Source organism: Kribbella sp. NPDC043289, assembly GCF_056436705.1.
In genome coordinates this window covers 633,586-656,440 of the sequence record NZ_JBWKCB010000004.1, presented here as the reverse complement: position 1 = coordinate 656,440, position 22,855 = coordinate 633,586, and the positions used below count along the sequence as shown (strand labels likewise).

At 67.5% G+C, this 22,855-nt stretch carries 27 protein-coding genes and 2 tRNA genes; 12 read left to right on the top strand and 17 right to left on the bottom strand.

Features of this window, described 5'->3' with window-relative positions; all coding sequences use genetic code 11:
- Positions 1–71: 71 nt before the first annotated feature.
- Together AC0662_RS27540 and AC0662_RS27535 are read right to left on the bottom strand one after the other, a co-directional pair.
- Positions 72–563, bottom strand: coding sequence for an SDR family NAD(P)-dependent oxidoreductase (locus AC0662_RS27540; protein ID WP_452195486.1), 492 nt, complete (start codon positions 561–563; stop codon positions 72–74).
- Positions 564–749: 186 nt separating this feature from the next.
- On the bottom strand, positions 750–1,148 hold the full coding sequence (locus AC0662_RS27535; RefSeq protein ID WP_452195488.1) for an ATP-binding cassette domain-containing protein: 399 nt from the start codon (positions 1,146–1,148) through the stop codon (positions 750–752).
- A gap of 159 nt (positions 1,149–1,307) precedes the next feature.
- Here AC0662_RS27535 and AC0662_RS27530 point away from each other — a divergent pair, with 159 nt between their 5' ends.
- The 5 genes from AC0662_RS27530 (at position 1,308) to AC0662_RS27510 (ending at position 5,007) form a co-directional block, all read left to right on the top strand.
- Positions 1,308–1,835, top strand: a complete 528-nt coding sequence (locus AC0662_RS27530; RefSeq protein ID WP_452195490.1) for an SDR family NAD(P)-dependent oxidoreductase — start codon at positions 1,308–1,310, stop codon at positions 1,833–1,835.
- Between the two features lie 51 nt (positions 1,836–1,886).
- Entirely contained in the window at positions 1,887–2,846 is a 960-nt protein-coding gene (locus AC0662_RS27525) for an enoyl-CoA hydratase/isomerase family protein (protein WP_452195492.1), read from the top strand.
- 68 nt (positions 2,847–2,914) lie between these two features.
- Positions 2,915–3,535: a TetR/AcrR family transcriptional regulator gene (locus AC0662_RS27520; protein ID WP_452195494.1), complete on the top strand. Its 621-nt coding sequence runs from the start codon at positions 2,915–2,917 to the stop codon at positions 3,533–3,535.
- 8 nt (positions 3,536–3,543) lie between these two features.
- The gene (locus AC0662_RS27515) at positions 3,544–4,374 is read left to right on the top strand and encodes an enoyl-CoA hydratase/isomerase family protein (RefSeq protein ID WP_452195496.1); all 831 of its coding nucleotides are present in this window, start codon (positions 3,544–3,546) and stop codon (positions 4,372–4,374) included.
- 153 nt (positions 4,375–4,527) lie between these two features.
- Positions 4,528–5,007: a nuclear transport factor 2 family protein gene (locus tag AC0662_RS27510; RefSeq protein WP_452195497.1), complete on the top strand. Its 480-nt coding sequence runs from the start codon at positions 4,528–4,530 to the stop codon at positions 5,005–5,007.
- A gap of 439 nt (positions 5,008–5,446) precedes the next feature.
- On the opposite strand, the gene AC0662_RS27505 is transcribed toward AC0662_RS27510, so the two are convergent.
- Positions 5,447–5,956, bottom strand: coding sequence for a hypothetical protein (locus AC0662_RS27505; RefSeq protein WP_452195499.1), 510 nt, complete (start codon positions 5,954–5,956; stop codon positions 5,447–5,449).
- 41 nt (positions 5,957–5,997) lie between these two features.
- On the opposite strand from AC0662_RS27505, the gene AC0662_RS27500 reads away from it, so the two are divergent.
- Positions 5,998–7,172, top strand: a protein-coding gene (locus tag AC0662_RS27500; RefSeq protein ID WP_452195501.1) for an IS3 family transposase whose coding sequence is annotated in 2 segments (ribosomal slippage) — positions 5,998–6,291 and positions 6,294–7,172 — 1,173 coding nt in all. Because the reading frame shifts where the segments join, the coding sequence is not laid out codon by codon here.
- A gap of 13 nt (positions 7,173–7,185) precedes the next feature.
- Here the strand turns inward: AC0662_RS27500 and AC0662_RS27495 are convergent.
- The 5 genes from AC0662_RS27495 to tenA all read right to left on the bottom strand — a co-directional run bounded on the left by AC0662_RS27495 (position 7,186) and on the right by tenA (position 11,799).
- Complete coding sequence (locus AC0662_RS27495; RefSeq protein ID WP_452195503.1) at positions 7,186–7,314, bottom strand: hypothetical protein; 129 nt, start codon at positions 7,312–7,314, stop codon at positions 7,186–7,188.
- A 481-nt stretch (positions 7,315–7,795) separates the two neighbouring features.
- The gene (locus AC0662_RS27490; protein WP_452195504.1) at positions 7,796–9,226 is read right to left on the bottom strand and encodes a helix-turn-helix domain-containing protein; all 1,431 of its coding nucleotides are present in this window, start codon (positions 9,224–9,226) and stop codon (positions 7,796–7,798) included.
- Positions 9,227–9,470: 244 nt separating this feature from the next.
- A tRNA-Lys gene (locus tag AC0662_RS27485) sits at positions 9,471–9,543 on the bottom strand.
- A 49-nt stretch (positions 9,544–9,592) separates the two neighbouring features.
- Positions 9,593–11,140 carry a phytoene desaturase family protein gene (locus AC0662_RS27480; protein ID WP_452195615.1) on the bottom strand — a complete coding sequence of 516 codons (1,548 nt, stop codon included), beginning with the start codon at positions 11,138–11,140 and terminating at the stop codon, positions 9,593–9,595.
- Positions 11,137–11,799: a thiaminase II gene (gene tenA, locus AC0662_RS27475; RefSeq protein WP_452195506.1), complete on the bottom strand. Its 663-nt coding sequence runs from the start codon at positions 11,797–11,799 to the stop codon at positions 11,137–11,139. The genes AC0662_RS27480 and tenA overlap by 4 nt, the downstream gene beginning before the upstream one ends.
- A 93-nt stretch (positions 11,800–11,892) precedes the next feature.
- Between tenA and AC0662_RS27470 the strand changes: the two genes are divergently transcribed.
- From AC0662_RS27470 to AC0662_RS27460, 3 genes are read left to right on the top strand one after another with little or no spacing between them, the layout of a single operon-like run.
- On the top strand, positions 11,893–13,626 hold the full coding sequence (locus AC0662_RS27470; RefSeq protein ID WP_478304188.1) for an aminotransferase class V-fold PLP-dependent enzyme: 1,734 nt from the start codon (positions 11,893–11,895) through the stop codon (positions 13,624–13,626).
- The gene (locus AC0662_RS27465; protein WP_478304186.1) at positions 13,619–14,059 is read left to right on the top strand and encodes a response regulator transcription factor; all 441 of its coding nucleotides are present in this window, start codon (positions 13,619–13,621) and stop codon (positions 14,057–14,059) included. The genes AC0662_RS27470 and AC0662_RS27465 overlap by 8 nt, the downstream gene beginning before the upstream one ends.
- Positions 14,060–14,068: 9 nt before the next feature.
- Complete coding sequence (locus tag AC0662_RS27460) at positions 14,069–15,058, top strand: cation diffusion facilitator family transporter (RefSeq protein WP_452195511.1); 990 nt, start codon at positions 14,069–14,071, stop codon at positions 15,056–15,058.
- On the opposite strand, the gene AC0662_RS27455 is transcribed toward AC0662_RS27460, so the two are convergent.
- Positions 15,055–15,405 (bottom strand): thioesterase family protein, encoded by a 351-nt coding sequence (locus AC0662_RS27455; protein WP_452195512.1) that lies wholly within the window; start codon positions 15,403–15,405, stop codon positions 15,055–15,057. The genes AC0662_RS27460 and AC0662_RS27455 overlap by 4 nt on opposite strands.
- Before the next feature lie 37 nt (positions 15,406–15,442).
- On the opposite strand from AC0662_RS27455, the gene AC0662_RS27450 reads away from it, so the two are divergent.
- Positions 15,443–15,793, top strand: a complete 351-nt coding sequence (locus AC0662_RS27450; RefSeq protein WP_452195513.1) for a MarC family protein — start codon at positions 15,443–15,445, stop codon at positions 15,791–15,793.
- Positions 15,794–15,953: 160 nt separating this feature from the next.
- Here the strand turns inward: AC0662_RS27450 and AC0662_RS27445 are convergent, their stop codons facing one another.
- The 5 genes from AC0662_RS27445 to AC0662_RS27425 all read right to left on the bottom strand — a co-directional run bounded on the left by AC0662_RS27445 (position 15,954) and on the right by AC0662_RS27425 (position 19,308).
- Positions 15,954–16,718: a hypothetical protein gene (locus AC0662_RS27445; RefSeq protein WP_452195515.1), complete on the bottom strand. Its 765-nt coding sequence runs from the start codon at positions 16,716–16,718 to the stop codon at positions 15,954–15,956.
- Between the two features lie 14 nt (positions 16,719–16,732).
- A complete protein-coding gene (locus AC0662_RS27440; RefSeq protein WP_452195517.1) occupies positions 16,733–17,221 on the bottom strand; it encodes a SigE family RNA polymerase sigma factor in 489 nt (162 codons plus the stop codon).
- Positions 17,222–17,593: 372 nt separating this feature from the next.
- Positions 17,594–17,666, bottom strand: a tRNA-His gene (locus AC0662_RS27435).
- 79 nt (positions 17,667–17,745) lie between these two features.
- Positions 17,746–18,366, bottom strand: a complete 621-nt coding sequence (orn, locus tag AC0662_RS27430) for an oligoribonuclease (protein WP_452195519.1) — start codon at positions 18,364–18,366, stop codon at positions 17,746–17,748.
- Positions 18,367–18,417: 51 nt separating this feature from the next.
- On the bottom strand, positions 18,418–19,308 hold the full coding sequence (locus AC0662_RS27425; protein WP_452195521.1) for a class I SAM-dependent methyltransferase: 891 nt from the start codon (positions 19,306–19,308) through the stop codon (positions 18,418–18,420).
- Between the two features lie 76 nt (positions 19,309–19,384).
- Between AC0662_RS27425 and AC0662_RS27420 the strand changes: the two genes are divergently transcribed.
- On the top strand, positions 19,385–19,861 hold the full coding sequence (locus tag AC0662_RS27420) for a GNAT family N-acetyltransferase (protein ID WP_452195523.1): 477 nt from the start codon (positions 19,385–19,387) through the stop codon (positions 19,859–19,861).
- Positions 19,862–19,884: 23 nt separating this feature from the next.
- On the opposite strand, the gene AC0662_RS27415 is transcribed toward AC0662_RS27420, so the two are convergent.
- The 3 genes from AC0662_RS27415 to AC0662_RS27405 form a co-directional block, all read right to left on the bottom strand.
- The gene (locus AC0662_RS27415) at positions 19,885–20,088 is read right to left on the bottom strand and encodes a cold-shock protein (protein ID WP_130381366.1); all 204 of its coding nucleotides are present in this window, start codon (positions 20,086–20,088) and stop codon (positions 19,885–19,887) included.
- A gap of 95 nt (positions 20,089–20,183) precedes the next feature.
- Entirely contained in the window at positions 20,184–20,972 is a 789-nt protein-coding gene (locus AC0662_RS27410) for a hypothetical protein (protein WP_452195525.1), read from the bottom strand.
- A gap of 14 nt (positions 20,973–20,986) precedes the next feature.
- Positions 20,987–21,541, bottom strand: a complete 555-nt coding sequence (locus AC0662_RS27405) for a dihydrofolate reductase family protein (RefSeq protein WP_478304181.1) — start codon at positions 21,539–21,541, stop codon at positions 20,987–20,989.
- 180 nt (positions 21,542–21,721) lie between these two features.
- On the opposite strand from AC0662_RS27405, the gene AC0662_RS27400 reads away from it, so the two are divergent.
- Positions 21,722–22,693 carry a 2-dehydropantoate 2-reductase gene (locus AC0662_RS27400; RefSeq protein ID WP_478304179.1) on the top strand — a complete coding sequence of 324 codons (972 nt, stop codon included), beginning with the start codon at positions 21,722–21,724 and terminating at the stop codon, positions 22,691–22,693.
- The last annotated feature ends 162 nt before the right edge of the window (positions 22,694–22,855 follow it).

Sequence of the window (22,855 nt, the reverse complement as noted above, 5' to 3'; positions counted from 1 at the left end):
CAATGCCGGCTGCGAACACTCGGCAGCAGAGCGGCGCCCGCCGCTGCGGCGCTTTCCGCGTGAACCGCGGTCTAGAGGGAAGCGCCGCCGCAGATTGTCAGGTGTTGGCCGGTGATCATGGCGCCGCTGTCGGAGAGAAGGTACTGGGCGAGCGCCGCGACTTCGTCGGGTTGGATGAGGCGGCCCAGGGGCGGGACGACGGGTGGGGTGGCAGCCCGAGCCGAGTCGGTGAGCATCGCGGTGTCGGTGGGGCCGGGCTCGATGACGTTGACCGTGATGTGGCGGGGTGCGAGCTCGGCGGCCCACGAGCGGGCGAGGGCGCGGAGCGCTGCCTTGGTGGCGGCGTACTGACTTTTGCCGGCCACTCCGGTTGCCGTCCGGCTGCCGATGAGCACAATGCGGCCGCCGTCGGTGAGACGATCGACCAGGTGGTTACCCTCGGCAGGCTTCGGTCCGATCCGCAGCATCGACCGCATCGGCCCGTACGAACGGACACCACCAGGAGGGTACGTCGCAGCCGCGACCGCCCGAGCCGCGTCGTCGGCCGTGTCGACGAGTGGCACGATGATTCCGGCGGCACCGGCGTCGTTCGGCCGCGCGCTTCTCCCTGGTACGGCGGGATCGTTCGCCGCGGACCGCGATCGGTTCGGCGACGATGTGCTGGGCGTCGAGGTGTGGATCGAGGGAGCTGCACGGGTCCTGGAACACGACCTGGATCCGGTGCCGCAACGGCCGCAACCGGCGTTCGGTCAGCGTCGTCGTTTCAGGCGCTGCTCAGGCCGGCTGAGGTGGACTTGACGGAGCAGTGCTAGCGCTCGATCGCGGGCGTCGGCCTTGCCACAGTGGTGCCGCAGCCGGATCGCTTCGATCATCTGCCGGCCGACTGTGGCGATGGGGTTCAGCGCGGTCATCGGATCCTGGGGGACCAGCACCACCGCGCGCCCGCGGAGGGCGCTGATGTGTTTGCGGGTCCCGATCACGTCCTTGCCGGCGAGCTCGGCCTGTCCCGCCACTACGGCGAGATCGTCCGCAAGCAGCCGTAGCAGTGCCATCGCCGTCGTCGACTTACCGGAGCTGGACTCGCCGATGATCGTGACAGTCTTGCCGGCGTCGATATCGAAGGTGACGCCGTCGACCGCGCGGATCACGCCACCCGCAGTCCCGCAGCGTCCTGCGCAGTCTGCGCAATTCCTCCTGCCGCTCTCACTGAGAGTATGATCGTAATTTAATCCCTGGATGGTCTTGCCCCGGGGCCACCAGCGAACCTATTGTCGTATGAACGTAATCTAAAACTTCAGGAGCTCACGATGACGGCGACTCAGCAGGTCGCGCTGGTAACAGGCGCGTCCTCAGGCATCGGAGAGGCGACAGCGATCGCGCTGGCCGCCGCAGGTTTCCGGGCGATCGGAACCGGCCGCAGCACCGCGCCTCAACAACGCCCGTTCATGACCGTCTACGTCTCGACCGAGCAAGCGGCCGAGGGCTACTCGCAGTCGCTGGATCACGAGGTCCGCGAGTACGGCGTCCGGGTTCTGCTCGTCGAGCCGGGCTCGATCAAAACCCCGTTCGGGGACCACAGCGTCGTGGCCGACACCCCCATGCCGCTCTACGCGGCGGGACGGCGCAACTACGACGAGCTGCTGGAGAAGAACCTCAGCAGCGGCGACGATCCCGCCGTCGTCGCCAAAGTGATCGTTGGGGCGGCAACCGACCGGAACCCGAAACTGCGGCACACCGCCGGTAGAACCGCCCGGACCATCAACGCGGTGTACCGCGTCGCCCCGGCCCGGATCTTCGACCGCGTCATCCGCAGATTCAACCGGATGCCGAGCTGATCGCCCACCTTCGATCTGTCCGCGACATCAACAGCTACGGAGAGACAAATCATGATGTCCGAAGTCACAACAGGACTGGAAACAGAAGAACACGGCACCACCTTGATCGTCCGCATCAATGGCGGTGAGCATGCGCTGCTGGATCCGGGCATGGCGGCTCAACTCGGCAGACTCGTCGACAGGGCTGACAAGGATCCCGGCATCCACGCCGTCGTGTTCACGGGAACCCATCCCGATCGATTCTTGAGCCACGCGGACATCACCTGGCTCCAGGAGGGCGGCGTCGGATTTCCACCCATCAATACCCGGATCGCGGGGATCGTCTTCCGCATAGCGACCGCCATCAACAAGATGCCGGGCATCAGGTCACTCGCAGCCAAGACCAAGCTGAAGACCCTCCTGCAACTCGACGGCCTGCACGCGACGTTCCTGAAGATGAACGCGAGCGGCACCATCTTCATCGCGGCACTCAACGGCTCGGCGCTGGCCATCGGCGCGGAATTCGCCTGGGCCTGTGATGTGCGGATCATGGCAGACGGAGACTTTGTCATCGGCCTGACCGAAGTACTGCTCGCGCTCACCCCCGGCGGCGGGGGTTCCCAGCGCCTGACTCGCTTGATCGGCTCCCGGCAATCGCTGGCCGCGATCCTCGAGGGCAGGCCGTTCACCCCTGCGGAAGCCCTCGCTCTCGGCGCTGTCGACGAAGTCGTACCGCAGAACCGGGTGCTCGAGCGCGCGATCGAGCGAGCCGAGTACCTGAGCCTGCGGTCGAAGAAGTCGCTCGGAGCGATCAAGCGGTCGGTGTACTTCGGCGCCTCGAAGCCGCTGCCGGCCGGGCTGCGGGTCGAGCACGCGGAGTTCCTCGTGAGAGATCAGGACCAAGAAGCCCAGAAGCGGATGCTCGAGTACGTCGTCGCAACGGACGCGACGGGCGATCTGCCCTTGCTTGATGCCAAGACGTACGCCCGCGCGCTGCGCGAGGGCCGCATCGGCGGTGGTTCCAACGAATAGAACGAACTGCTGATAACAACAAGGCAGTCGAGGGCTACTCCGTACGCCTCGCTGAACTGGAGAAACACATGGTGCGGTACACGAAGGAACACAAGCAGGAAACCCGGCAGCGGATCGTCGTGACGGCCGGTCGGCGGTTCAAGCGGGACGGTATCGACGGATCCGGGGTCGCGACGTTGATGAAGGATGCGGGTCTGACCAATGGCGCCTTCTACGCGCACTTCGCGTCCAAGGACGACCTGGTTGACACCGCGATCGCCGACCAGTTGCACACACTGCATACGAACATCGTCGAGCAGGCCGAGCCCGGCCCGGCCGGTCTCGAACAGATCGTGCGCTGGTACCTGTCGCCCGGCCACCGCGACGACCACGACGAGGGCTGTCCTAACGCGGCCCTGCTTGACGAGATCGCGCGCAGCGGTGACACGACCAGGCAGGCCTACACCGACGGGGTGCTGGTGGTCATCGACGGCCTCGCGGCCCGCATGACACCCGGAGACCCGCTGTCGTCGCGGGTGAAGGCACTCAGCCTGCTGGGCCTGCTGGCCGGGACCCTGCAACTGTCCCGCGCCCTGACCGACCGGCAACTCTCCGACGAGCTCCTGGAACAGGGCATCCGCAACGCCTTGGCCCTGGTGAACGCCGAACAGCACACCTCAGACGTCAACCAAGCGACTAAGACGAAATGAGCCTTCCGATGAACCAGTCCAGCACGATCCGCTTCGAGCGCACGACACCCCGAACCGCCAAGATCACGTTCGCGAATCCTCCGGTGAATCTGGTGATTCCCGAGACCGTGGTGACGTTGCACGAGATCGTCCGCGAACTCGACAACGACCCCGACATCCAGGTCGTCGTCTTCTCCAGCGACGTACCCGACTTCTTCTTCAACCACTTCGACGGCGCCGAGGCCGGCAACCTGCCTGTGCCCGAGCACGAAGGTGACGCGCCGGTGTGGACCGATCTGGTCCTGCGGTTGAGCAAGGCCGCGTATGTCAGCATCGCCTCCATCCGGGGTCGCACCCGTGGCGCCGGCAACGAACTGGCCCTCGCCTGCGACCTGCGGTACGTCAGTCGGGAGAAGGCGTTCTTCGGCCAGCCCGAGGTCGGTGTCGGCATCGTGCCCGGCGGCGGTGGGGCCGAGCGACTCCCGCGGTCCATCGGCCGCGACCGGGCGCTCGAGGCGATCCTCGGCAGTGCGGACTACGACCCCGACCTGGCCGAGCGCTGGGGATGGGTCACGCGAGCTCTGCCGGACTCGGAACTCGACGCCTTCGTCGACGCAACAGTCACTCGCCTGGCCTCCTTCGACCGCCAGGCGTTGGCGACCGCCAAGGCGATGGTCGGCCGGGCCACCCTGCCTCCGGACGCCGACCTGATCGCCTCGTACGGCGAGTTCGTGGACTCCCTGACGGGCCCGGGACTCCTGCCGCGGGCGATGGCCCTCCGCGCGCTGACCGCCGACAAGGGCCTGGACGTCGAATACCAGCTGGGTGAGTACGTCGGCGAGGTCAACCAGAATCTCTGATCGCTGATCGGTCGGTGGTTCAGGGCAAGCGGCTTCTGGAGGTGTTCCAGCGCCCACTGGCGGGCAGCAGAGGTTCCGTGCGCGGTGAGATATTGGACGGGGTACTCGATGTACTGAGCCTGCCCTCCGTCGCGCCATGGCGGGGCGACAACCATGCGTGCAACGTGGTTGGCGACCCGCGCAACGACCGCCGGCGGCAACGACATGTTCGCCACCCTCAGCGAGCCGCGGACCGAGACGCTGGGGCAGCGCTGGTTCACCGCGTACAACTGGAAGGTTGTCATCGCGTTCGTGGACCAGTTGTTGGTCCGCAAGGACCTAGCCGCGATCGACGCCTGCGTCGGCGCCGAGTACCACGAACACAACCGGAGTATCCCCGACGGCGTGGGCGGTCTGAAGGCCGACCTGGGCTTCTACTTCGAGAAGTTCCCGCAGTTGAGCGTGACATCGAAGCGAGTCATCGCCGAAGGTGACCTGGTTGCCGTGCACAGCCACTACGTCGACAGCCCGGGCAAGCGCGGCCGAGCCGTTGTCGATCTCTTCCGGGTCCGCGACGCCAAGATCGTCGAGCACTGGACCGCCGAACAAGACGTACCCGAGACCGCCGCCCCCAACAACAACACCATGTTCTGATACCGGCCTGGGCCGCCGGGAATGCCTCGAGCAGGCCGTGTCGCGGCCGGCGACCGCTAGGACCGTGAGGGGAGAGAACTGTGTGCGATCCGTACCGACTATCAGTGAGGGCCCCCGCCAGAACGCCACCTCACATCAACCCTCTCCGTCGAGACGGGTCAATCCCACTACATCTACCGGTATGCGTTCGATCCCTCGCGGCACCTGTTCGCCTTCGATGCACAGGTGGCCGGTCCGCCGGCCAGGCCGTGGAACGGCGCAGCCCCGACGGCCTGATGCGCCGTCAGGGGCCTTGCGTTGTTGGGGTATCGACGCGTTCGCTGTGGGGCGATGTGCAGTGATGTTACGCGGGCGTATCAAACCGTGGTTCGCCCCCTTCGTCGGCATCGGTTCCCGTTCGGGAACCGATGCCGACCGTTGCGGGCTGGTGGTCAGGGGGTCAGCCGGCGTCGGCTCCGATGTTCGGTGGGGTTGGGATGGCGGTGCCGTAGTAGTCGATGCCGCCGTTGCCGGCGACTGTCACGCCTGCTCCGAGTGCAGGGGAGCCGGTCTTGAGGGTGTAGGCCTGCGGGCACGGCTGAGGCCCGGTGCCGGACGGGGGTGACCACGAGCAGGTGCCGCCGGACCCGGGCGAGGTGAACAGCGGGTCGCCCCACACGGCGGCCGTCTCCAGTCCGGCAGCCTGCCATGCTGCGAAGGTGCTGTAGGTCGTGCCGCCCCAGCGCCAGCCGGCTGTGTTCGGCCCGTAGTACAGGTTGTTCGCCAACGTCATCCCTGTCTGGGTGTACGGGTTGTAGTACAGCTGACCTGTCTTGCCCGAGCCGCGCTTGTTGGCCATGTAGCAGATGTTGTCCTTGATCTGCGAACCACTGGCCCACGTACCGGTGCTGTATCCGAAGTTGAAGCACGCGCTGGTGCCGGTCGGGACTGCTGCACGGATAGGTGACATCTGAGATGGCTTGCCGAGAGGTGGCCTGGAAGGATGTTGCTGTGCCAAAGCCCTATCCCCGCGAGTTCCGTGACGACGTGGTTCGCGTGGCTCGCGATCGGGGACCCGGAGTGACGGTTGAGCAGATCGCCAAGGACTTCGGGGTTCATCCGATGACGTTGTTCAAGTGGCTGCGCCAGGCCGAGGTCGACGACGGCGCCAAGAGTGGCGGGCCGGGTGTGTCTCGTGGTGAGTCGGCCGAGCTGCGCGAGGCCCGCCGGCGGATCAAGCTGCTGGAGCAGGAGAACGAGGTACTGCGCCGTGCGGCGGCGTACCTTTCGCAGGCACATCTTCCGGGAAAAGGCTCTACCCGCTCGTGAGCGAGCTGGCCGCCGCCGGGGTTCCGGTGGCGGTGACGTGCCGGGTACTGAAGATCGCTCGCCAGCCGTACTACCGGTGGCTGGCCCAGCCGGTCACCGCTACCGAGCTCGAGCAGGCCTACCGCGCCAACGCCTTGTTCGACGCGCACCGCGACGACCCGGAGTTCGGCTACCGGTTCCTGGTCGACGAAGCCCGCGACGCGGGCGTGTCGATGGCCGATCGGACCGCGTGGCGGCTCTGTTCGTCCATGGGCTGGTGGAGCGTGTTCGGCAAGAGACGCGGCAAGAACGGCAAGAAGCCCGGCCCGCCGGTCCACGACGACCTCGTCCGCCGTGACTTCACCGCACAGAACCCGAATCAGCTGTGGCTGGCCGACATCACCGAACACCGCACAGGCGAGGGCAAGCTGTGCCTGTGCGCGGTCAAGGACGTCTACTCCAACCGGATCGTGGGCTACTCCATCGATTCCAGGATGAAATCCCGCCTCGCCGTGGCCGCGCTCAACAACGCCGTCGCCCGCCGCGATGAGGTCGCCGGCTGCGTTCTGCACACCGACCGCGGATCGCAATTTCGGTCCAGGAAATTCGTGCGGGTACTCAGCCGCCACGGCCTGGTCGGCTCCATGGGCCGAGTCGGCGCGGCCGGAGACAACGCGGCCATGGAAAGCTTCTTCGCGCTGCTGCAGAAGAATGTTCTCGACCGGCGGACCTGGTCCACCCGCGAGGAACTCCGGATCGCGATCGTGGGCTGGATCGAACGGACCTACCACCGCCGCAGACGCCAAGCCGCCCTCGGCCGGTTGACCCCCATCGAATACGAAACAATCATGACCACACCGGCCAGTCAGGCCGCGTGACCGAAACTGTCACCTACTCGTGCAGCAGACCCGTCGGCGTCCGCATCTGTTGCGTGGCTGCTGTTGTTGCCTGTCGGGTGAAGTTGCAGGCGCCGAGGAGAAAGATGGCCAGTGCACAGGCCAGCGGCGTCATTCGGCGCATTCAGTGGACTCTCTCGGTGAGCTCGCTTCACGTGGAGGATAGATAGTCTCACCTCCCTGAGGAGGTCCGTCCTACGACCGCCTGAGTCTGGTCGCTGGTGGCGGGGCCCAGGATAGGTTCGCGCAGCGGGCCCGATGGTGCGGTCCTCGGCGACGGTCAGCGCGATGACGGGTGGCCCCGGTTGCCGACGCCTTGTTTGGACAGGCTGTAGACGGTGCCCCCGCGGGGTACGAACTGATGCGGGTTGACATCGGGCGCGGCATCGGGCTGGTGTGCCGAATGTGCGATGAAGTTGAAGTCAAGGCAGGTTGTCATCTGTTCCCCGGTGTCGCTCTGGGGTGGTGGGGATCGCATCGGGGATTCGGCGAGGCCTCTGTCTCCCGAGGTAGACAGAGGCGCTTCGGGTCAGATCGATGGCCGGCACCGAGTTGGCTCCTCAGCTTTGCTCGTCGGCTGGTGTATGCGCGCGCCAGTCGCCTGCCTAACGGAGGTCGGGGTCGTCGAAAGCTTGTTCTAGGGCGTGGGCGGCGGCGGGGTTGGCGGCTTGGCGGCCCATGTAGACGTCTTGGGTGATGGAGACTTTGGCTTGGCCTAGTTGGTCGGCGATTTGGCGGGCTGTGTGGCCGGCTTGGTCGAGGGTGGTGGCGACGGTTTTGCGGAGCGCGTGGGAGCGGATCCAGGCGAGTTTGTCGGATTCGGTGGGTTGGGTGGCGTCGTGGAGTTGGGCGAGGAGCAGGTGGTGGTTCTGGAGTCGGACTCCGTAGGTTGCGACGAGGGCCGAGATCATTTGGTGGTCGACTTTGAGGCGGCCGGTTTCGATGAGTTCGATGCGGGTCTGCGGCCAGCTCAGGGTGTCTGCGACTTCTTTGCGGGTCATCCTGCTTTGGCGGCGGAGGAGTTTGAGGCTGGCGCCTAGGTCATGGCGGGCGGTGCTCCCGATGGGTGAGAGAGCGGTGCGGAGGGCTCGTCGGGTGTTGGAGGGGTCTCTGTAGCCGCCGCGGGTGTCGGCGAAGAGGGGTTCGTCGAGACGGATGCCTGCGGCATGGCGGCTGCGGAGCATCGTGAGGGCCCAGTCGGGGAGGTGGAGTAGGCGTTCGCCGGCCTTGGACTTTGTGGCTTTGCGGATGAGGCCTTCGCCCGAGATGCGGGCGATCGTGTGGGTGATTGCGACTGTGCCGGCTTCGAGGTCGGCCTGGTGCCAGAGGACGGCGAGGGACTCGCCGATGCGGACGCCTGTGGCGAGCATGAAGGTGACGAGGTCTGGGAGGTCGGCTTCGGTGGCTCGCTCGTCGGCGGTGAGGCTGGTGCGGAGGAGGCGGACTTCGTGGCTGGTGAGGGCGCGGGGTGGGTTTTTGGTGGGGGCTTCGATGGTGTCGACTTCGCGGACGGGGTTGACAGGGATGGCGCCGTAGCGGACGGCGAGTTTCATGGCGCCGGAGATGATGGCGCGGCAGGTTTTGGCGGTGGGTGCGCCGGCGGTGGTTTTGATCTTGGTGAGGACGGTGTCGATGCGAGGTGTGCTGGCTTCGCCGATGCGGAGTTCGCCGAGGGCGGGCCGGACGTGGTTCTTGAGAGCTCGGCGGTAGGTGTCCAGGGACGTGGGCGAGCGCTTCCCGTCGGCGATTAGTCCTTCGAATCTCTTCTCCCAGAGGTCGAGGAGGTGGTTGATCTTGTGCATCGCGGTCAGCTCGCCGGACTGATTCGTCTTCGCTCGCTCCTGGAGCTTCTTGAGGAGGGCGCGTTCGGCCGCTGTCTTGGTTTTGCTGTACGCCGAGACTTGGCGGACATGACCGTCGTGGTCGCGGAACTTGGCCTGCGACTTGTACTTGGTGGGCTTGCCGTTCGTATCTGTGTCTTTGACCCAGGGCGAGATCTCGCCCCAGGACCCGAGGGGGATCGGTGGTTTCGCCATGCCAAGCCTCCAGCCGCCGCGATGGTTGGCTGCTCAACGCCGGCCCATCGCCGGGAATGGACATTCCGGCGACGATGCGAAGCGATGTGATGTGACGCACAGTCATGATCAGATGAGGCCCGCTCGCTGGGCTCGTGATGGCCGTGTGCCGATCAACTCGTGAGCGCTGCTCGGCAAATGAGTGCGTATCGAGTGCGCAGCAGACATGAAGAAGCCCAGGACACTTGCGTGACCTGGGCTGTTGTGCGCCGCCAGGGACTCGAACCCCGAACCCGCTGATTAAGAGTCAGCTGCTCTGCCAATTGAGCTAGCGGCGCTTGCAACGAAGAGGACTCTAGCAGGGGGATCGGGGAAGTACGAAATCGGTTAGCGGGTGAGGACGGTCATCGCTGCGTTGTGGCCGCCGAGGCCGGAGACGGCGCCGCCGCGGCGGGCGCCGGAGCCGCAGATCAGGAGATTCGGGACGTCGGTTTCGGTGCCCCAGCGGCCGGCGTCGGCGGGGTCGGTGGCCCACGGCCACTGGAGGTCGCCGTGGAAGATGTGGCCGCCGGGCATGCCGACGGATTCCTCGATGTCGTACGGCGTCTTCGCCTCGACGCACAGGTTGCCGTCGGCGTCGCGGGCGATGCAGTCCTCGAGCGGCTCGGCGAGGTACGACTCCAGCCCGGCGAGCACGCGGCGCGTCGCCTCGGAGCGCACCGAATCGTTGTCGGAGGCAAATAACCGGGCGGGGAAGTGGACGCCGAAGACGGTGAGTGTGTGGTAGCCGGAGGCAACCAGATCGGGGGAGAGGATCGACGGGTCGGTCAGTGAGTGGCAGTACACCTCGGACGGCGGTACGGCGGGCAGCTCGCCACCCGCGGCGGTACGGTACGCCGACTCGAGCTGGCTGTAGTCCTCGTCGATGTGGAACGTGCCCGCGAACGCCTGCCTCGGGTCGTCACCGGACTTCAAGGCGGGAAGGTGGCGGAGCAGCAGGTTGATCTTCAGCTGCGACCCCTCCGGCTTCTCCACGCCGGTCTGACCACGCAGTGCAGCCAGAGTGGACGGTGCGACGTTCGAGAGCACCCAGGTGCAGTCGACGGACCGCTCACCGTCACCGCCGAGCCAGGTGACTGATCCGCGGTTCCCGTCGACCTCGACCGAGGTGACTGACGCGTTGGTGACCAGTGCGGCGCCTGCACGGCGTGCAGCCGCTGCCAGTGCGTCGGTGACCGCACCCATGCCGCCGACGGGTACGCGCCACTCGCCGTTGCCGTTGCCGATCAGGTGGTACAGGAAGCACCGGTTCTGGATCAGCGACCCGTCATGCAGCCCGGCGAACGTTCCGATGACGGAGTCCGTCGCCACCACGCCACGCACGGTGTCGTCGGTGAACCGGCGCTCGATGCTCTCTCCGAGCGGTCGCTCGACCAGTTCGTCCCACAGTGCGCTGTCGACACGCGAGCGGAGGTCAGCGGCCGGCCGCAGCGGTTCGAGCAGCGTCGGTGCGACAACGGCGGCCAGCGACCCGACGGACCCGTAGAAGTCGGTCCAGGCCTTGTACTCCGTTTCGCCGCCGGTCAGCGTCCGGAACGACTCCCTGGTGCCGGCGCCTTCCGGCCGCTCGACCATCAGGCCGACGTCGCGCCCACCACGACGTACGGGCGTGTACGACGCCACTGAGCGGGAGCGGAGGTCCAGATGCAGACCGAGGTCGGTGACGATCTTGTCGGGCAACAGGCTGACCAGGTACGAGTACCGGGAGAGGCGGGCGTCCACGCCGGGGAACACCCGCTCGCTGACTGCTGCGCCGCCGGTGTGGGCCTGTTGCTCGACGATCAGCGTGGACAGGCCGGACTGAGCCAGGTACGTGGCGGCGACGAGGCCGTTGTGCCCACCCCCGACGATGACGACGTCGTAGAAGTCCTTCATCCCACCGGCCAATCGAGCTTGTGGTGCGCGGCGTCCCAGAACATCCATTCGTAGCGGCACGTTGTAGCGAAGTGCTGATGACAACGTTCCCGCTCCGCGGCGCCCACGTCCAGCTTGTCTGTCACCGCAAGCACCGACTCGACGACCGCGTCGAACTCCTCCGAGCCGTACGTCTCGATCCACTTCCGGTACAGCGGGTCCGGTGAGGACCGCTGGAGCAGTTCCCGGCCGACGTCTCGATAGATCCAGTAGCAGGGCAGTACGGCGGCCACTGCCTCGGCGTACGTCCCCGTGGAGCACACGGCGGTCAGATAGGACATGTACGCCGTCGTGGTCGGACCGGACCCTGCTGCGTCGACATCCCCGGACGTGAGCCCCAGCGACGCCAGCAGCGACGTGTGCAGCTCCCGCTCGACGGCGATCGCGTTGGCGGCATGCAGTGCGAACATGCTGACCGCGTCCTCGTCGGTGGCCCGGCCGGCGACCAGAGCGAGCGCTCTGGAGTAGGAGCGCAGGTAGTGGCTGTCCTGGATGATGAAGTACCGGAACGCGTCGTGGTCGAGGGTCCCGTCGGTCAGTCCCGTGATGAACGGGTGCCGGACGATCTCGCCGTACACGGAGGCTGCTCCGCGGTCCCACAGCTCGCTGGAAAACGTCATCCCCACTCCTCGCCCTCGACTGGCACCGACCTTATCCACAGGTCATCGCCGGAACACGAGACGATTGTCACGCTCCGGCTCTACCCTGGCGCCATGGCCATCCAGGGGGAGCAGTCGGACGAGCGGGCCGGGATGCCGGCGGACACGCCGTTGCTGCGGCGGATCCGGGCGTCGGTGATCGGTGACGACCAGGTGATGCCCGGGCCGTACGGTCCACGCCGGGTGACGTACGCCGACTACACGGCGTCCGGTCGCGCGCTCACCTTCCTGGAGGACTTCATTCGCGAGGAGGTGCTCCCGCGGTACGCGAACACCCACACCGAGTCGAGCGGCACCGGCCTGCAGACCACCCGCCTCCGGGAGGACGCCCGCCGGATCATCCACACCAGCGTGGGCGGCGACGACGAGACCGCGGTGATCTTCTGCGGGTCGGGAGCGACCGGTGCGATCGACAAGCTGATCGGGATCATGGGCCTGCGGATCCCCGCGGAGCTCGACGACACCTATCACCTGATCGACCAGATTCCGCCGGAGCAGCGGCCGGTCGTCTTCATCGGGCCGTACGAGCATCACTCCAACGAGCTGCCCTGGCGTGAGTCGATCGCCGATGTGGTGGTGATCGGGCAGGACGCGGACGGCCACATCGACATCGATCAGCTGGAAGCGAGGCTGCGCGAGCACGTCGAGCGACCGCTGAAGATCGGCTCGTTCTCGGCCGCGAGCAACGTCACCGGCATCGTCAGCAACACGCAGCGCGTCTCGGCCCTGCTGCACCGGCACGGCGCGCTCTCGTTCTGGGACTGCGCTGCCGCCGCGCCGTACGTCGAGATCGACATGTACGGCGGCCGTGACCGCGACCCGCTGTCGTACAAGGACGCGATCTTCCTCAGCCCGCACAAGCTGATCGGTGGTCCGGGGACTCCCGGCGTACTCGTTGCTCGGCGCGAACTGCTCCGCAACCGAGTGCCCGACGTACCCGGTGGGGGCACGGTCGCGTACGTGAACCCGCTGGAGCATCGGTACCTCGACGATCCGGTGCACCGGGAGGAGGGCGGGACGCCGGCGATCATCGGGTCGATCCGGGCCGGGCTCGCGTTCCAGCTGAAGCAGGCGGTCGGGATCGACGTGATCCGGGCGCACGAGGACGCGTACCTGCGGCGCGCGGTCGAGGCCTGGATCGCGGAACCGAGTCTGCAGATCCTCGGCAACCTCGACTCCGAGCGGCTCTCGATCGTGTCGTTCGTGGTGAAGGCGCCCTCGGGCCGGTACCTGCACCACAACTTCGTGGTCGCCCTGCTGAACGACCTCTTCGGGATCCAGTCCCGCGGCGGTTGCTCCTGCGCCGGTCCGTACGGTCACACCCTGCTCGGCATCGACCTGGACCGCTCGCACGAGTTCGAGGAGGAGATCCTGCACGGCTGCGAGGGGATCAAGCCGGGCTGGGTGCGGGTCAACTTCAACTACTTCATCTCGGAGGCCGTCTTCACGTACGTCGTCGAGGCCGTCAAGCTCGTCGCTCGGGACGGGCGGCGGCTGCTCGGCGACTACCGCTTCGACCCGGCGAGCGGCCTCTGGCGCCATCACCGCGGACCGGTCGAGCCCCCGATGCGGCTCTCCCAGGTCGGGTACGACGCCGACGGCAGGCTCCGGTACCCGCGCCACGACCACACCGCCCCCGAGTCGGCGCTCGATGAGTACCTGGCCGAGGCCCGCGATCTGCTGTCCACGTGTCAGCAGGACCGGATCGATGCCGAGGGCCAGGTCAACACCGACTTCGATCACCTGCGCTGGTTCGAGCTGCCGTCTCGCTGCCTCACGCATGACTGACCACGTCCTCGGCGTCGATGCCTGCCGGAAGGGCTGGGTCGGGATCACGGGGGATCTGCGGGCGTACTTCGGGGTGACGATCGCGGACCTGGTGGCGGCGGCCGAGCAGGACGGAGAGTTGCGGGTGATCGGGATCGACATCCCGATCGGCCTGCCGTCGGCCGGTCCGAGGCAGGCGGATGCGCTAGCGCGCACGGCCGTCGCCGCGAGGCTGGTGCGGCGCTCCGGCCCGACGCTCACCGACCGCGAGGTCGAGATCCTCAACCTGCTCGCCACCGGCCTGTCGAACCGCACCCTCGCCCGCCGGTTGTTCGTCAGCGAGGCGACGATCAAGTCACACCTCGCGCACATCTACACCAAGCTCGAGGTCGACACCCGAGCCGCGGCCGTCGCCCGGGCGATTGACCAACGGATCATCCGTCCGTCCAGTTAGGGTTCGACTGTGAGCAGCTCCGATGACGCAGACGGCGGCGAGAGCCTGCTGACCGTCCTGGTCGCGCTCACCGCGAACCTGCTGATCGCCGTCGCCAAGACCGTGGTCGCGGTGATCACCGGGTCGGCGTCGATGGCGGCCGAGTCGGCGCACTCCTGGGCGGACACGGGCAACGAGATCTTCCTGCTGGTCGGCGAGCGCCGGGCGCGCAAACCCGCCGACCGCACGCACCCACTCGGGTACGGCCGGGTCGGTTACATCTGGTCGATGTTCGCCGCCTTCGGACTGTTCACGGTGGGTGCCGCGGTCTCGGTCTGGCACGGCATCCAGTCGCTGCAGCACGGTGAGGCGGAGAGTACGTCGTACGGCTGGGCGTACGCCGTGCTCGGCGTCTCGTTCGTGCTCGAGGCGATCTCGTTCGCGCAGGCGCTGCGGCAGACGAAGGCCGGCGCGCTCGAGCGGATGCTGCGGCCCTGGCGGTACGTGCGACTCACGTCGAACCCGGTGCTCCGGGCGGTGTTCGTGGAGGACCTGTCCGCACTGATCGGCATCCTGATCGCGACCGTCGCGATCCTGCTCCACCAGCTCACCGGCAACGCGGCCTGGGACGCGATCGGTTCGATCGTCGTCGGCATCCTGCTCGGCGTGGTCGCCCTGTTCCTGATCAGCCGGAACATGGACTTCCTCACCGGCGAGGCGGTGACACCGCTGGCCCGCAACCGGGCCTTGCGGGCGCTGCTCGATCACCAGGACATCGAGCGGGTCACGTTCCTGCACATGGAGTGGGTCGGCGCGGACCGGATCTTCCTGGTCGCCGCGGTGGACGTCGTCGGGAACGATGTGGAGTCCGAGGTCGCGGCCCGGCTGTACGCGATCGAGGACGCGCTGAACGCGCGGCCGGAGATCCAGCAGGCGATCCTCACGCTCTCGCGCCCCGGCGACCTCACCAACCTCGAGCCGGGCCAACTGCCCCGCTGGTACGTCGAGCCTCCGGTCTAGGGCACATTCGCGAGGAAGCGTTCGCGGTCGACCAGGACGCGCTCCAGTTCGCCGTCCGCGACGAGCTGACCGGCCGAGTTCGTGGCGCGCACCTGGAAGCGCAGGTGCCGGCCGTCGACCTCGGGGTCGTCCGCGACGATGTCCACGGTGTCGCCGACCCGCGTCGGTAGCCGGTGGCGGATGCGCACCGCCGTACCGACCGAGGTCTGGCCGGGGCCGAGGTGGCGCTGGGCGAGCTGGGTGGTGGCGTGCTCCAGCCAGGTGATGAGGCGAGGCGTGGCGAGGACGTCGACGTCGCCGCTGCCCACGGCGACCGCGGTGTCGGCAGCAGTGACCTCGTAGCGCACGGCAAGTGTCCTCTCTGGGCCGTGTACGCTCCCGTCCGTGGAGCCCGTACACGTTGCGGTTGCGGCGTTGGCTGCATTGTTGCCGATCATGAATCCGATCGGTGCGCTGGCCACCTTCGCAGGTCTGACGCAGGGCGTCGGCCGGACCGCCATCCGGCGGCAAGCGGTGCTGACAGGTGTCTACGTGTTCGGCATCCTGACCGTGTTCGCGCTGCTCGGGACGCTCGTACTGGAAGGCCTGGGGATCGGCCTGCCCGCGCTGCAGATCGCGGGCGGCCTGGTGGTCGCGCACTCCGGTTTCGGGATGATCGTGGCCCGCCAGACGCTGACCGACGACGAGAAGATCGGGGTCGAGCTCGTGACCCACGGCGTCCTCGCAGTGAAGTAACACGCCCGATAATTCGTAGGGTGCTCCGGACCCCGTGGCGGCGAGTGGCTGAGCTTGGGCACTTAGACCTTCTCAGCCGGTCTCGCCGCCTCGGCGACCCTCACCGACACCCCCACTGGCTACGTCGTCGCGGACGCTGTCCGCTTCGTCCGCCGGTGAGCTACTTGCCGGCCTTTGCCGACGGGAGCTTCCACGCGTTGCTCTTCGCCAGGGTGGTGAGGTCGGCGACAGAGAGGATGGGCGTGGGGCGGGTGTGCTGCTTGCCCTTCTCCGCCGGGCCGTTGTAGCTGGTGACGTTGATGTTGCGGCCGTCGTGTCGGTACAGGACGACGAGGTTGCTGACGACGCTGTACTGCGCCTGGCGGCTGTCGGAGTACTCCGGGGACTCCTTGGAGGTGAACAGGACCGAGCCGTCGGGCAGGGTCGTGCAGCCCTGGCGGGCGGGGCGGCACGGGTTCTGTTCGCCGCCGCCGGAGATCATCACGTCGACGCGGGCGGCGCCGTGGCCGTCGTTGACGACGTACGCGGCACCGGCGTAGTCGCCGCCACCCCAGGTCTCGGGCGCCGAGAACGTCCGGCCGGGTGCCTCGAGCAGGGACTTGAGCGTGGCCAGCGTCTGCTTCGGAGTCACCCCGACCGGCTTGGCGCTGGGCTTCGGCTTGACCGACGGCTGGGTCGACGGCTTGGTGAGCGGGGCCGGGGTGCCGGCGACCGCAGTGTCCACGGGGGAGCCGAACACGTGGAGCCCGCCCGCGATCAGGCCGGCGGTGGCGAGCACGGCTCCGGCGCCGGACGCGGTGCGCAGCGCCGTACGCCGGCGGCGCAGCCGAAGCCCCTGGGTGACGCTGCGTTCGAGCAGGTCGGGTGTGACCGGCTCGAGGTTCTCGGTGGCCTTCTGCATCAGGTCGGTGAGTTGGGTGTTCATGGGTTCTCCTCGGGTCAGTGCGCGATCAGCTGGGCGGCACCCTCACCGAGGACCGCGCGGAGGCGGTCCAGGGCGCGGGCGGTGCGAGTGGTGATCGCACTGGTGTTCTTGCCGAGATCGAGCGCCACTTGCTCGACGCTGCGATCTTCGAAGAACCGCAGCACCAGCACAGCCCGATCCAGCGGCGCCAGCTCGCTCAGAGCGCTCTGCAACGCCAGCCGCAGCTCCGGATCCCCGGCCCGTTCCACCACCTCGGGCAACGTCTCCGTCGGCCGCTCCGACCAACTCTTCCGCCGCCGCTGCGAGATGTACGTCCGCACCATCGCGGTCCGCGCATACGCCCCCGGGTTCTCCACCCGATGCCACACCTTCAGCAGATTCGCGAGCGTGTCCTGCACCAGATCCTCAGCGTGATGCCGATCCCCCACCAGCAACCAAGCAGTCCGATACAGCCGCCCCACAGAAGCCCGCGCAAACTCCTCGAACTCATCGGTAGACCTCATCCGCACCCTCTCGTCGATGCCTCTGCCCCAAGTGACGCATCGACAGGCACGTCAGATCACACCCAACCTCAGAACACCTTGGAAAGCACCCAAACGGCGAACGCCAAGAACCCCACCACAAACGTGACCAGAAGCACCACGCCATACCCGAACCACATGCTCCCAGAGGCCTTCACCGAAGCATCCTCCCACGCGACAGAACCCCAACCGGAGAGCCGCAAAGCAACGCCAGCCGGGGAGCCGAGCGAAGCGAAGGCGCAAGGGGGTGCGGGTGGCGGAGCCCCCGCCGGCGGCAAGCGAAGCGCAGCCGCACAAAATGCCGAAGGCGACCCGCTCTGCGCTCTCCGCAGACACGAGTCGCCCTCGACTTCGGGTGAGTGACGGGACTTGAACCCGCGACCACCTGGACCACAACCAGGTGCTCTACCAGCTGAGCTACACCCACCATTGCCGCCCGAATCGCGACGGCTGAGCAATCATAGCGATGAACTGTCGGGACCTGAAATCGAGGGTGGATCCGCAGGTCAGGAGCCTGTTGGGGTGTCCTCGATCGCGGTGCTGATGAGGCTGGCGGCGGCCCGGGCGGTGTTGGAGTCGGGGCCGGGTCGCGGCACGAACACGGTTTCCCGGTAGTACCGCAGTTCGTCGATGCTCTCGCTGATGTCGGCGAGCGCCCGGTGGTTGCCGCTCTTGGCGGGGGTGGCGTAGTAGACGCGCGGGTACCACCGGCGAACGAGTTCCTTGATGGAGCTGACGTCGACGTTGCGGTAGTGCAGGTGCGATTCGACGAGCGGCATGTCGCGGACGAGGAAGGTCCGGTCGGTGCCGACGGAGTTGCCGGCGAGGGCGGCCTTGCGGGGCTCTTTGACGTACCCCGTGATGAAGTCGAGCACCTGTTGTTCGGCGTCGGCGAGCGGGATGCCGGTCGCGAGCTCTTCGAGCAGCCCGGACGCGGTGTGCATGTCGCGGACGAAGTCACCCATCTGTTCGAGCGCGGCCGGGGGCGGCGCGATCACCAGGTCGATCCCGTCGCCGAGCACGTTCAGTTCGTAGTCGGTGACCAGCACCGCGACCTCGATCAGGGCATCGTTCGCCAGGTCGAGGCCGGTCATCTCGCAGTCGATCCACACCAGCCGGTCGTTCATGGGCAACCACCTTACGGTGAGCCGCCGACAGTCCCGCGACGGCGTGCCCAGTCAGCGCGGCGCGTGCCCAAGATGGACGCTCCGCACGGACAGTACGGCGAGGTCTACACGCCGTCCGAGGTAATACGGTCCTTCCGGGTCCAGTAATTGCCGCCAGGTGTCGACGTCCTCAGGACTCAACCACTCCTCATCGGTAGCGACCACGTGCCCATGACCGTGCCCATGCCCGTGTCCCGTACCGGTCAGCCGCTCGATCCGGCTCTGGAACCCCTGTACGACGCCATCCAGCCGCTCCGGTGACAGCGGCGCCGGCGTTTCGCTCAGCACGCTCCGCGTGGTCACCTCTGTCAGCCCAGCCCGAGTCAGCGCCTCGGTCCACCCGTACGGCAGCGGCACCGACCCCGGCAGCGAGTCCCGCATCGCCTTGAACCACCTGTCCTGCGCGAGGTCCAGACGCAGCTCCAGCCCGGGCTCACCGACCCCCAGCTCCCACGGCAGGTGCCGAGCCGGCAGTCCGCCCTCAGCGAGCGCCAACCGGCCACCAGGGCCGAGCAGTGACGCCAGCGCGTTCACTGCGGCCTGCTGGTCGGCAGCGTGGTGCACTGAGGCGGAGGCCCACACCAGGTCGGCCGGCGCGTCGATTGCCTGGCGCAACGGCTCCGCACCGTCGTCCATGGACGCCAGCTCGCACCGAACGAGCTCCGCGGTGTGCTCCCGCGCCTGCGCCAGTACGTCGGGATCCGCGTCGATCGCCACCACGGTCGCACCAGGCAACGCCTCGGCCAACGCCTTGGCCATCCCGCCGCCACCGCAGCCGACGTCCGCCACGACCTTGTCGCCGTCCCGCACCAGGCGGCCGGCCACTTCCGCGTTCCAGTCGGCCTCACCCGCGGCCGACGCACGCAGGCGCCCGGCCTCTCCGCCCCAATCGATCTCGATCATGTCGACAGTCTCGTCCCCGGGGAGAGCGCGGCCTACCTCTTGTTGCCGGACCGGCAAACGGCACTACCGTTGCCCGGTGATCGCGACAGACCGCCTGACCATGCTCCCGCTCCAGGTCGAGTACGCCGCAGCGATGGCGAAGGTGCTCTCCGACCCTGGCCTGTACTCGTTCACCGGCGGGGAGCCACCGAGTGCCGACGTACTGGAGGCGCGCTACCGCCGGCAGGTGGCCGGGCCGGACCGTCCGGACGAGCAGTGGCTGAACTGGGTGCTCGAGTACGACGGTGAGCTCGTCGGCTACGTCCAGGCGACCGTCACCGGAGGTACGGCGGAAATCGCGTGGGTCATCGGCACCGCCTGGCAGGGCCAGGGCTTTGCGAAAGAGGCAGCGCAGGGACTGGTCACCTGGCTGCGGGCACAAAAAATCGTCCGGATGGTTGCGCACATCCATCCGGACCACACCGCATCAGCCGCTGTCGCGACGGCAGTAGGACTTCACCGCACCGATGTGCTGGACGACGGTGAGTCCCTGTGGATGACAGGCCCGGAGTGACCCGGGCCTGTCATCGCTTCAGCTCAGACGGGGCGAACGTTCTCCGCCTGCAGGCCCTTCGGGCCCTGAGCGATCTCGAACTCGACCCGCTGGTTCTCGTCCAGGGAGCGGAAGCCCTGGGTCTGGATCGCCGAGTAGTGCACGAACACGTCGGCACCGCCGTCCTCCTGGGAGATGAAGCCGAAGCCCTTCTCGCCGTTGAACCACTTCACTGTTCCCAAAGCCATGTCTACTCCTGAGATGCCGAAACGCCCGCGGATCACATATCCGCGGGCGCTTCGAAAACGAACGTGGAACTGCAAAACTGCATCGGTCGGAAACTTTAGCACGCGGAATGCACCACCAGCCACCCATTCCCACGGCGAATCTCGTCGGGCGTCCCCGACCAGGTCGCGACGCACCCGGATGTCCCGCACTCACACGCGAACGGGTACGGCGGCAGCTCGGCCAGCCCGATGTCCGCCTGCCACAACCGCCCCTGCCGGCACGCCGCCTCGTTCTCGTACCGCCGCTGCCGACTCAGCTCGGCACCCGCCCGCAGCCGCGGCAGTGCCCCCAGTGCGTTCTCGACCGCTCGACCGACACCTGCCCAGTCCGGCTCGGCTGCCACCTCTATAACCAGCCGCCCACACTCTGCGGCCTCCCGTCGTACCAGCTCAGCCAGTAGGGCGTCCCGCGCCAGCAGGGCCTCCAGTCGGGCGCGACCCGCAGGGTCCTCAGCCCGCGCCAGCCGTTCCTCCCGAGCCCGCCGGGTCTGCTCAGCGTCCGGCACCAACCACACTGCCGCGTCGACCCCGTCCGCCATCGACGGGAAGAGCTGCGGACCCTCCACCAACGCAGGTACGTCGCCCAGCGCGCGCTCCTGGACATCCTGCGCCACCAGCTCGAGCCGCAACCGCGAGCTCCGGACGAACGCGTCAGCGGCGTACTCCGGTCCCTTGGCGAGGTCCTCCGCCAGCGGCCGCAGCGGTGGCAACCGGTCCAGGTGCGCGTAGGTCCACAGGTCGATCGGGTGCAGCGGCAGGTCACTGCGCCGCGCGAGCCCCCGGGCAATCGTCGACTTCCCCGCGCCGGGGGCTCCACCGATCCACACCATCGCCGGCCAGGTCACTGCACCATCGTGCCTCAGGGGCGCACGTAGGTGGCGAGCGACGCGGCGCCCGTCTGGACCACCGAGGCGAGCTTCAGGTGCACCGGTGCGCCCGACGGCCCGAACAACTTCTCGCCGGCGCCGACGATCGACGGCAGCGTCATCAGCCGGTACTCGTCGACGAGGTCGGCGGCCTGCAAAGCGCGGGTCACGGTGAAGCTGCCGGTGACCGCGATGGTCCGCGGCTCCGACCGCACGTAGTCGGCCAGCGTGCCTTCCATCAGAGTCGAGTTCGGGAAGGCCGAGAGGTCGGTCAGCGAGTGCGACGCGACCACCTTGGCCATCTTGTTCATCCGGGTGGAGAAATCGTCGGTGCGGTTCGGCCAGAGCTTGCTGAACAGCTGCCAGGTGTCCTTGCCGAGCAGCAGTACCCCGGTGTCCATCAGCTCGCCGAGCCGGAACTTGTCGCCGCCGTGGGTCTCCGGCCCGTGCCGGAAGGCCCAGCCGCCGGCAGCGGTGCCGCCGGAGCCGTCCGGGTCGGTGACGACGCCGTCCATGCTGACGAACGAGGTGACGATGACGTGGCCCATGGTTCCTTCTCCTTCGATTGAGTGCTTACGCAGGTAGATACCGACGAGTGGGCCCTGATTCATCGGTCGTCGCGGAACTTTTTCTGGCGAGCGCTTACCGCCTGATGTGATCTTGACCGCATTCTGGCTCCAGCCTACTGTATCCCGTATACCAAGCGATCCGGGAAGGCAGGGACCCCTATGAGAGTTGCGGTTCTCGGCGCCGGTGCGATCGGTGCGTACGTCGGCGCGGCACTGCACCGTGGTGGCACCGAGGTCCACCTCGTGGCCCGTGGCGCGCACCTGCAAGCGATCCGGTCCGACGGTGTCGTCGTGCGCAGCCCGCGCGGCGACTTCACGGCCCGGACGCCGGCCACCGACGACCCGGCCGAGATCGGCCCGGTCGACTGCGTCTTCCTCGGACTCAAGGCGAACTCGTACGCGAGTGCCGGCCCGTTGCTCGCGCCACTGCTGCACGACCGCACGGTCGTGGTCGCGGCGCAGAACGGCATCCCGTGGTGGTACTTCCACGGTCTGAAGGGCCCGTACGAAGGCCGCCGGATCGAATCTGTCGACCCAGGTGGTGCCGTCACTCAGGTGCTCGACCTCGACCGCGCCATCGGTTGCGTCGTCTACTGCTCGACCGAGCTGGCCGGTCCAGGCGTCGTACAACACCTGGAAGGCACGCGATTCTCGATCGGCGAACCCGCGGGCGGTCCGTCACCGCGGTGTGAAGAATTCAGTACGGCGATGATCGCCGGCGGACTGAAGTGTCCGGTCGAGGACGACATCCGCAACGACATCTGGATCAAGCTGCTCGGCAACGCGGCGTTCAACCCGATCAGTGCGTTGGCCCGGGCAACGATGGTGGAGATCGCGACGCACCAGGGCACCCGGCAGATGGTCCGAATGATGATGGAGGAGTCGCTGGAGATCGCGGCCGCTCTCGGGTGCCACCCGGACATCTCGGTGGACAAGCGGCTGGACGGCGCCGAACGCGTCGGCGGGCACAAGACGTCGATGCTGCAGGACCTGGAGAAGGACAAGCCGCTCGAACTCGACGTGATCCTCGCCGCTGTCGTCGAGCTCGCGGACCTCACTGGCACCAAGGCCCCGACGCTGCGCGCCGTGCACGCGGTCGCCGACCTGCTCGCCACGAAGGTCGGCGTCTGAACCCAGGTGGGCTCGGCGACAGCGACGCCGGGTCCACCTGTTCCACCCCTTTCCACTCCGCTCCGGCTCGCCGAACAACCGATGTGTTGACGCAAACATGTCTAGACTGCGAGCCACGGGAGGTGGCAGCAGTGCCAGGCAGCGGACAGGTGGAGGGAACTG

Excerpts from the sequence above, each read along its gene's own strand:
- AC0662_RS27530 (WP_452195490.1), top strand. The coding sequence starts at position 1,308 with ATGACGGCGACTCAGCAGGTCGCGCTGGTAACAGGCGCGTCCTCAGGC.
- AC0662_RS27525 (WP_452195492.1), top strand. The coding sequence starts at position 1,887 with ATGATGTCCGAAGTCACAACAGGACTGGAAACAGAAGAACACGGCACC.
- AC0662_RS27520 (WP_452195494.1), top strand. The coding sequence starts at position 2,915 with ATGGTGCGGTACACGAAGGAACACAAGCAGGAAACCCGGCAGCGGATC.
- AC0662_RS27515 (WP_452195496.1), top strand. The coding sequence starts at position 3,544 with ATGAACCAGTCCAGCACGATCCGCTTCGAGCGCACGACACCCCGAACC.
- AC0662_RS27510 (WP_452195497.1), top strand. The coding sequence starts at position 4,528 with ATGCGTGCAACGTGGTTGGCGACCCGCGCAACGACCGCCGGCGGCAAC.
- AC0662_RS27505 (WP_452195499.1), bottom strand. The coding sequence starts at position 5,956 with ATGTCACCTATCCGTGCAGCAGTCCCGACCGGCACCAGCGCGTGCTTC.
- AC0662_RS27495 (WP_452195503.1), bottom strand. The coding sequence starts at position 7,314 with ATGCGCCGAATGACGCCGCTGGCCTGTGCACTGGCCATCTTTCTCCTC.
- AC0662_RS27490 (WP_452195504.1), bottom strand. The coding sequence starts at position 9,226 with ATGGCGAAACCACCGATCCCCCTCGGGTCCTGGGGCGAGATCTCGCCC.
- AC0662_RS27480 (WP_452195615.1), bottom strand. The coding sequence starts at position 11,140 with ATGAAGGACTTCTACGACGTCGTCATCGTCGGGGGTGGGCACAACGGC.
- tenA (WP_452195506.1), bottom strand. The coding sequence starts at position 11,799 with ATGACGTTTTCCAGCGAGCTGTGGGACCGCGGAGCAGCCTCCGTGTAC.
- AC0662_RS27470 (WP_478304188.1), top strand. The coding sequence starts at position 11,893 with ATGGCCATCCAGGGGGAGCAGTCGGACGAGCGGGCCGGGATGCCGGCG.
- AC0662_RS27465 (WP_478304186.1), top strand. The coding sequence starts at position 13,619 with ATGACTGACCACGTCCTCGGCGTCGATGCCTGCCGGAAGGGCTGGGTC.
- AC0662_RS27445 (WP_452195515.1), bottom strand. The coding sequence starts at position 16,718 with ATGAACACCCAACTCACCGACCTGATGCAGAAGGCCACCGAGAACCTC.
- AC0662_RS27440 (WP_452195517.1), bottom strand. The coding sequence starts at position 17,221 with ATGAGGTCTACCGATGAGTTCGAGGAGTTTGCGCGGGCTTCTGTGGGG.
- orn (WP_452195519.1), bottom strand. The coding sequence starts at position 18,366 with ATGAACGACCGGCTGGTGTGGATCGACTGCGAGATGACCGGCCTCGAC.
- AC0662_RS27425 (WP_452195521.1), bottom strand. The coding sequence starts at position 19,308 with ATGATCGAGATCGATTGGGGCGGAGAGGCCGGGCGCCTGCGTGCGTCG.
- AC0662_RS27415 (WP_130381366.1), bottom strand. The coding sequence starts at position 20,088 with ATGGCTTTGGGAACAGTGAAGTGGTTCAACGGCGAGAAGGGCTTCGGC.
- AC0662_RS27405 (WP_478304181.1), bottom strand. The coding sequence starts at position 21,541 with ATGGGCCACGTCATCGTCACCTCGTTCGTCAGCATGGACGGCGTCGTC.
- AC0662_RS27400 (WP_478304179.1), top strand. The coding sequence starts at position 21,722 with ATGAGAGTTGCGGTTCTCGGCGCCGGTGCGATCGGTGCGTACGTCGGC.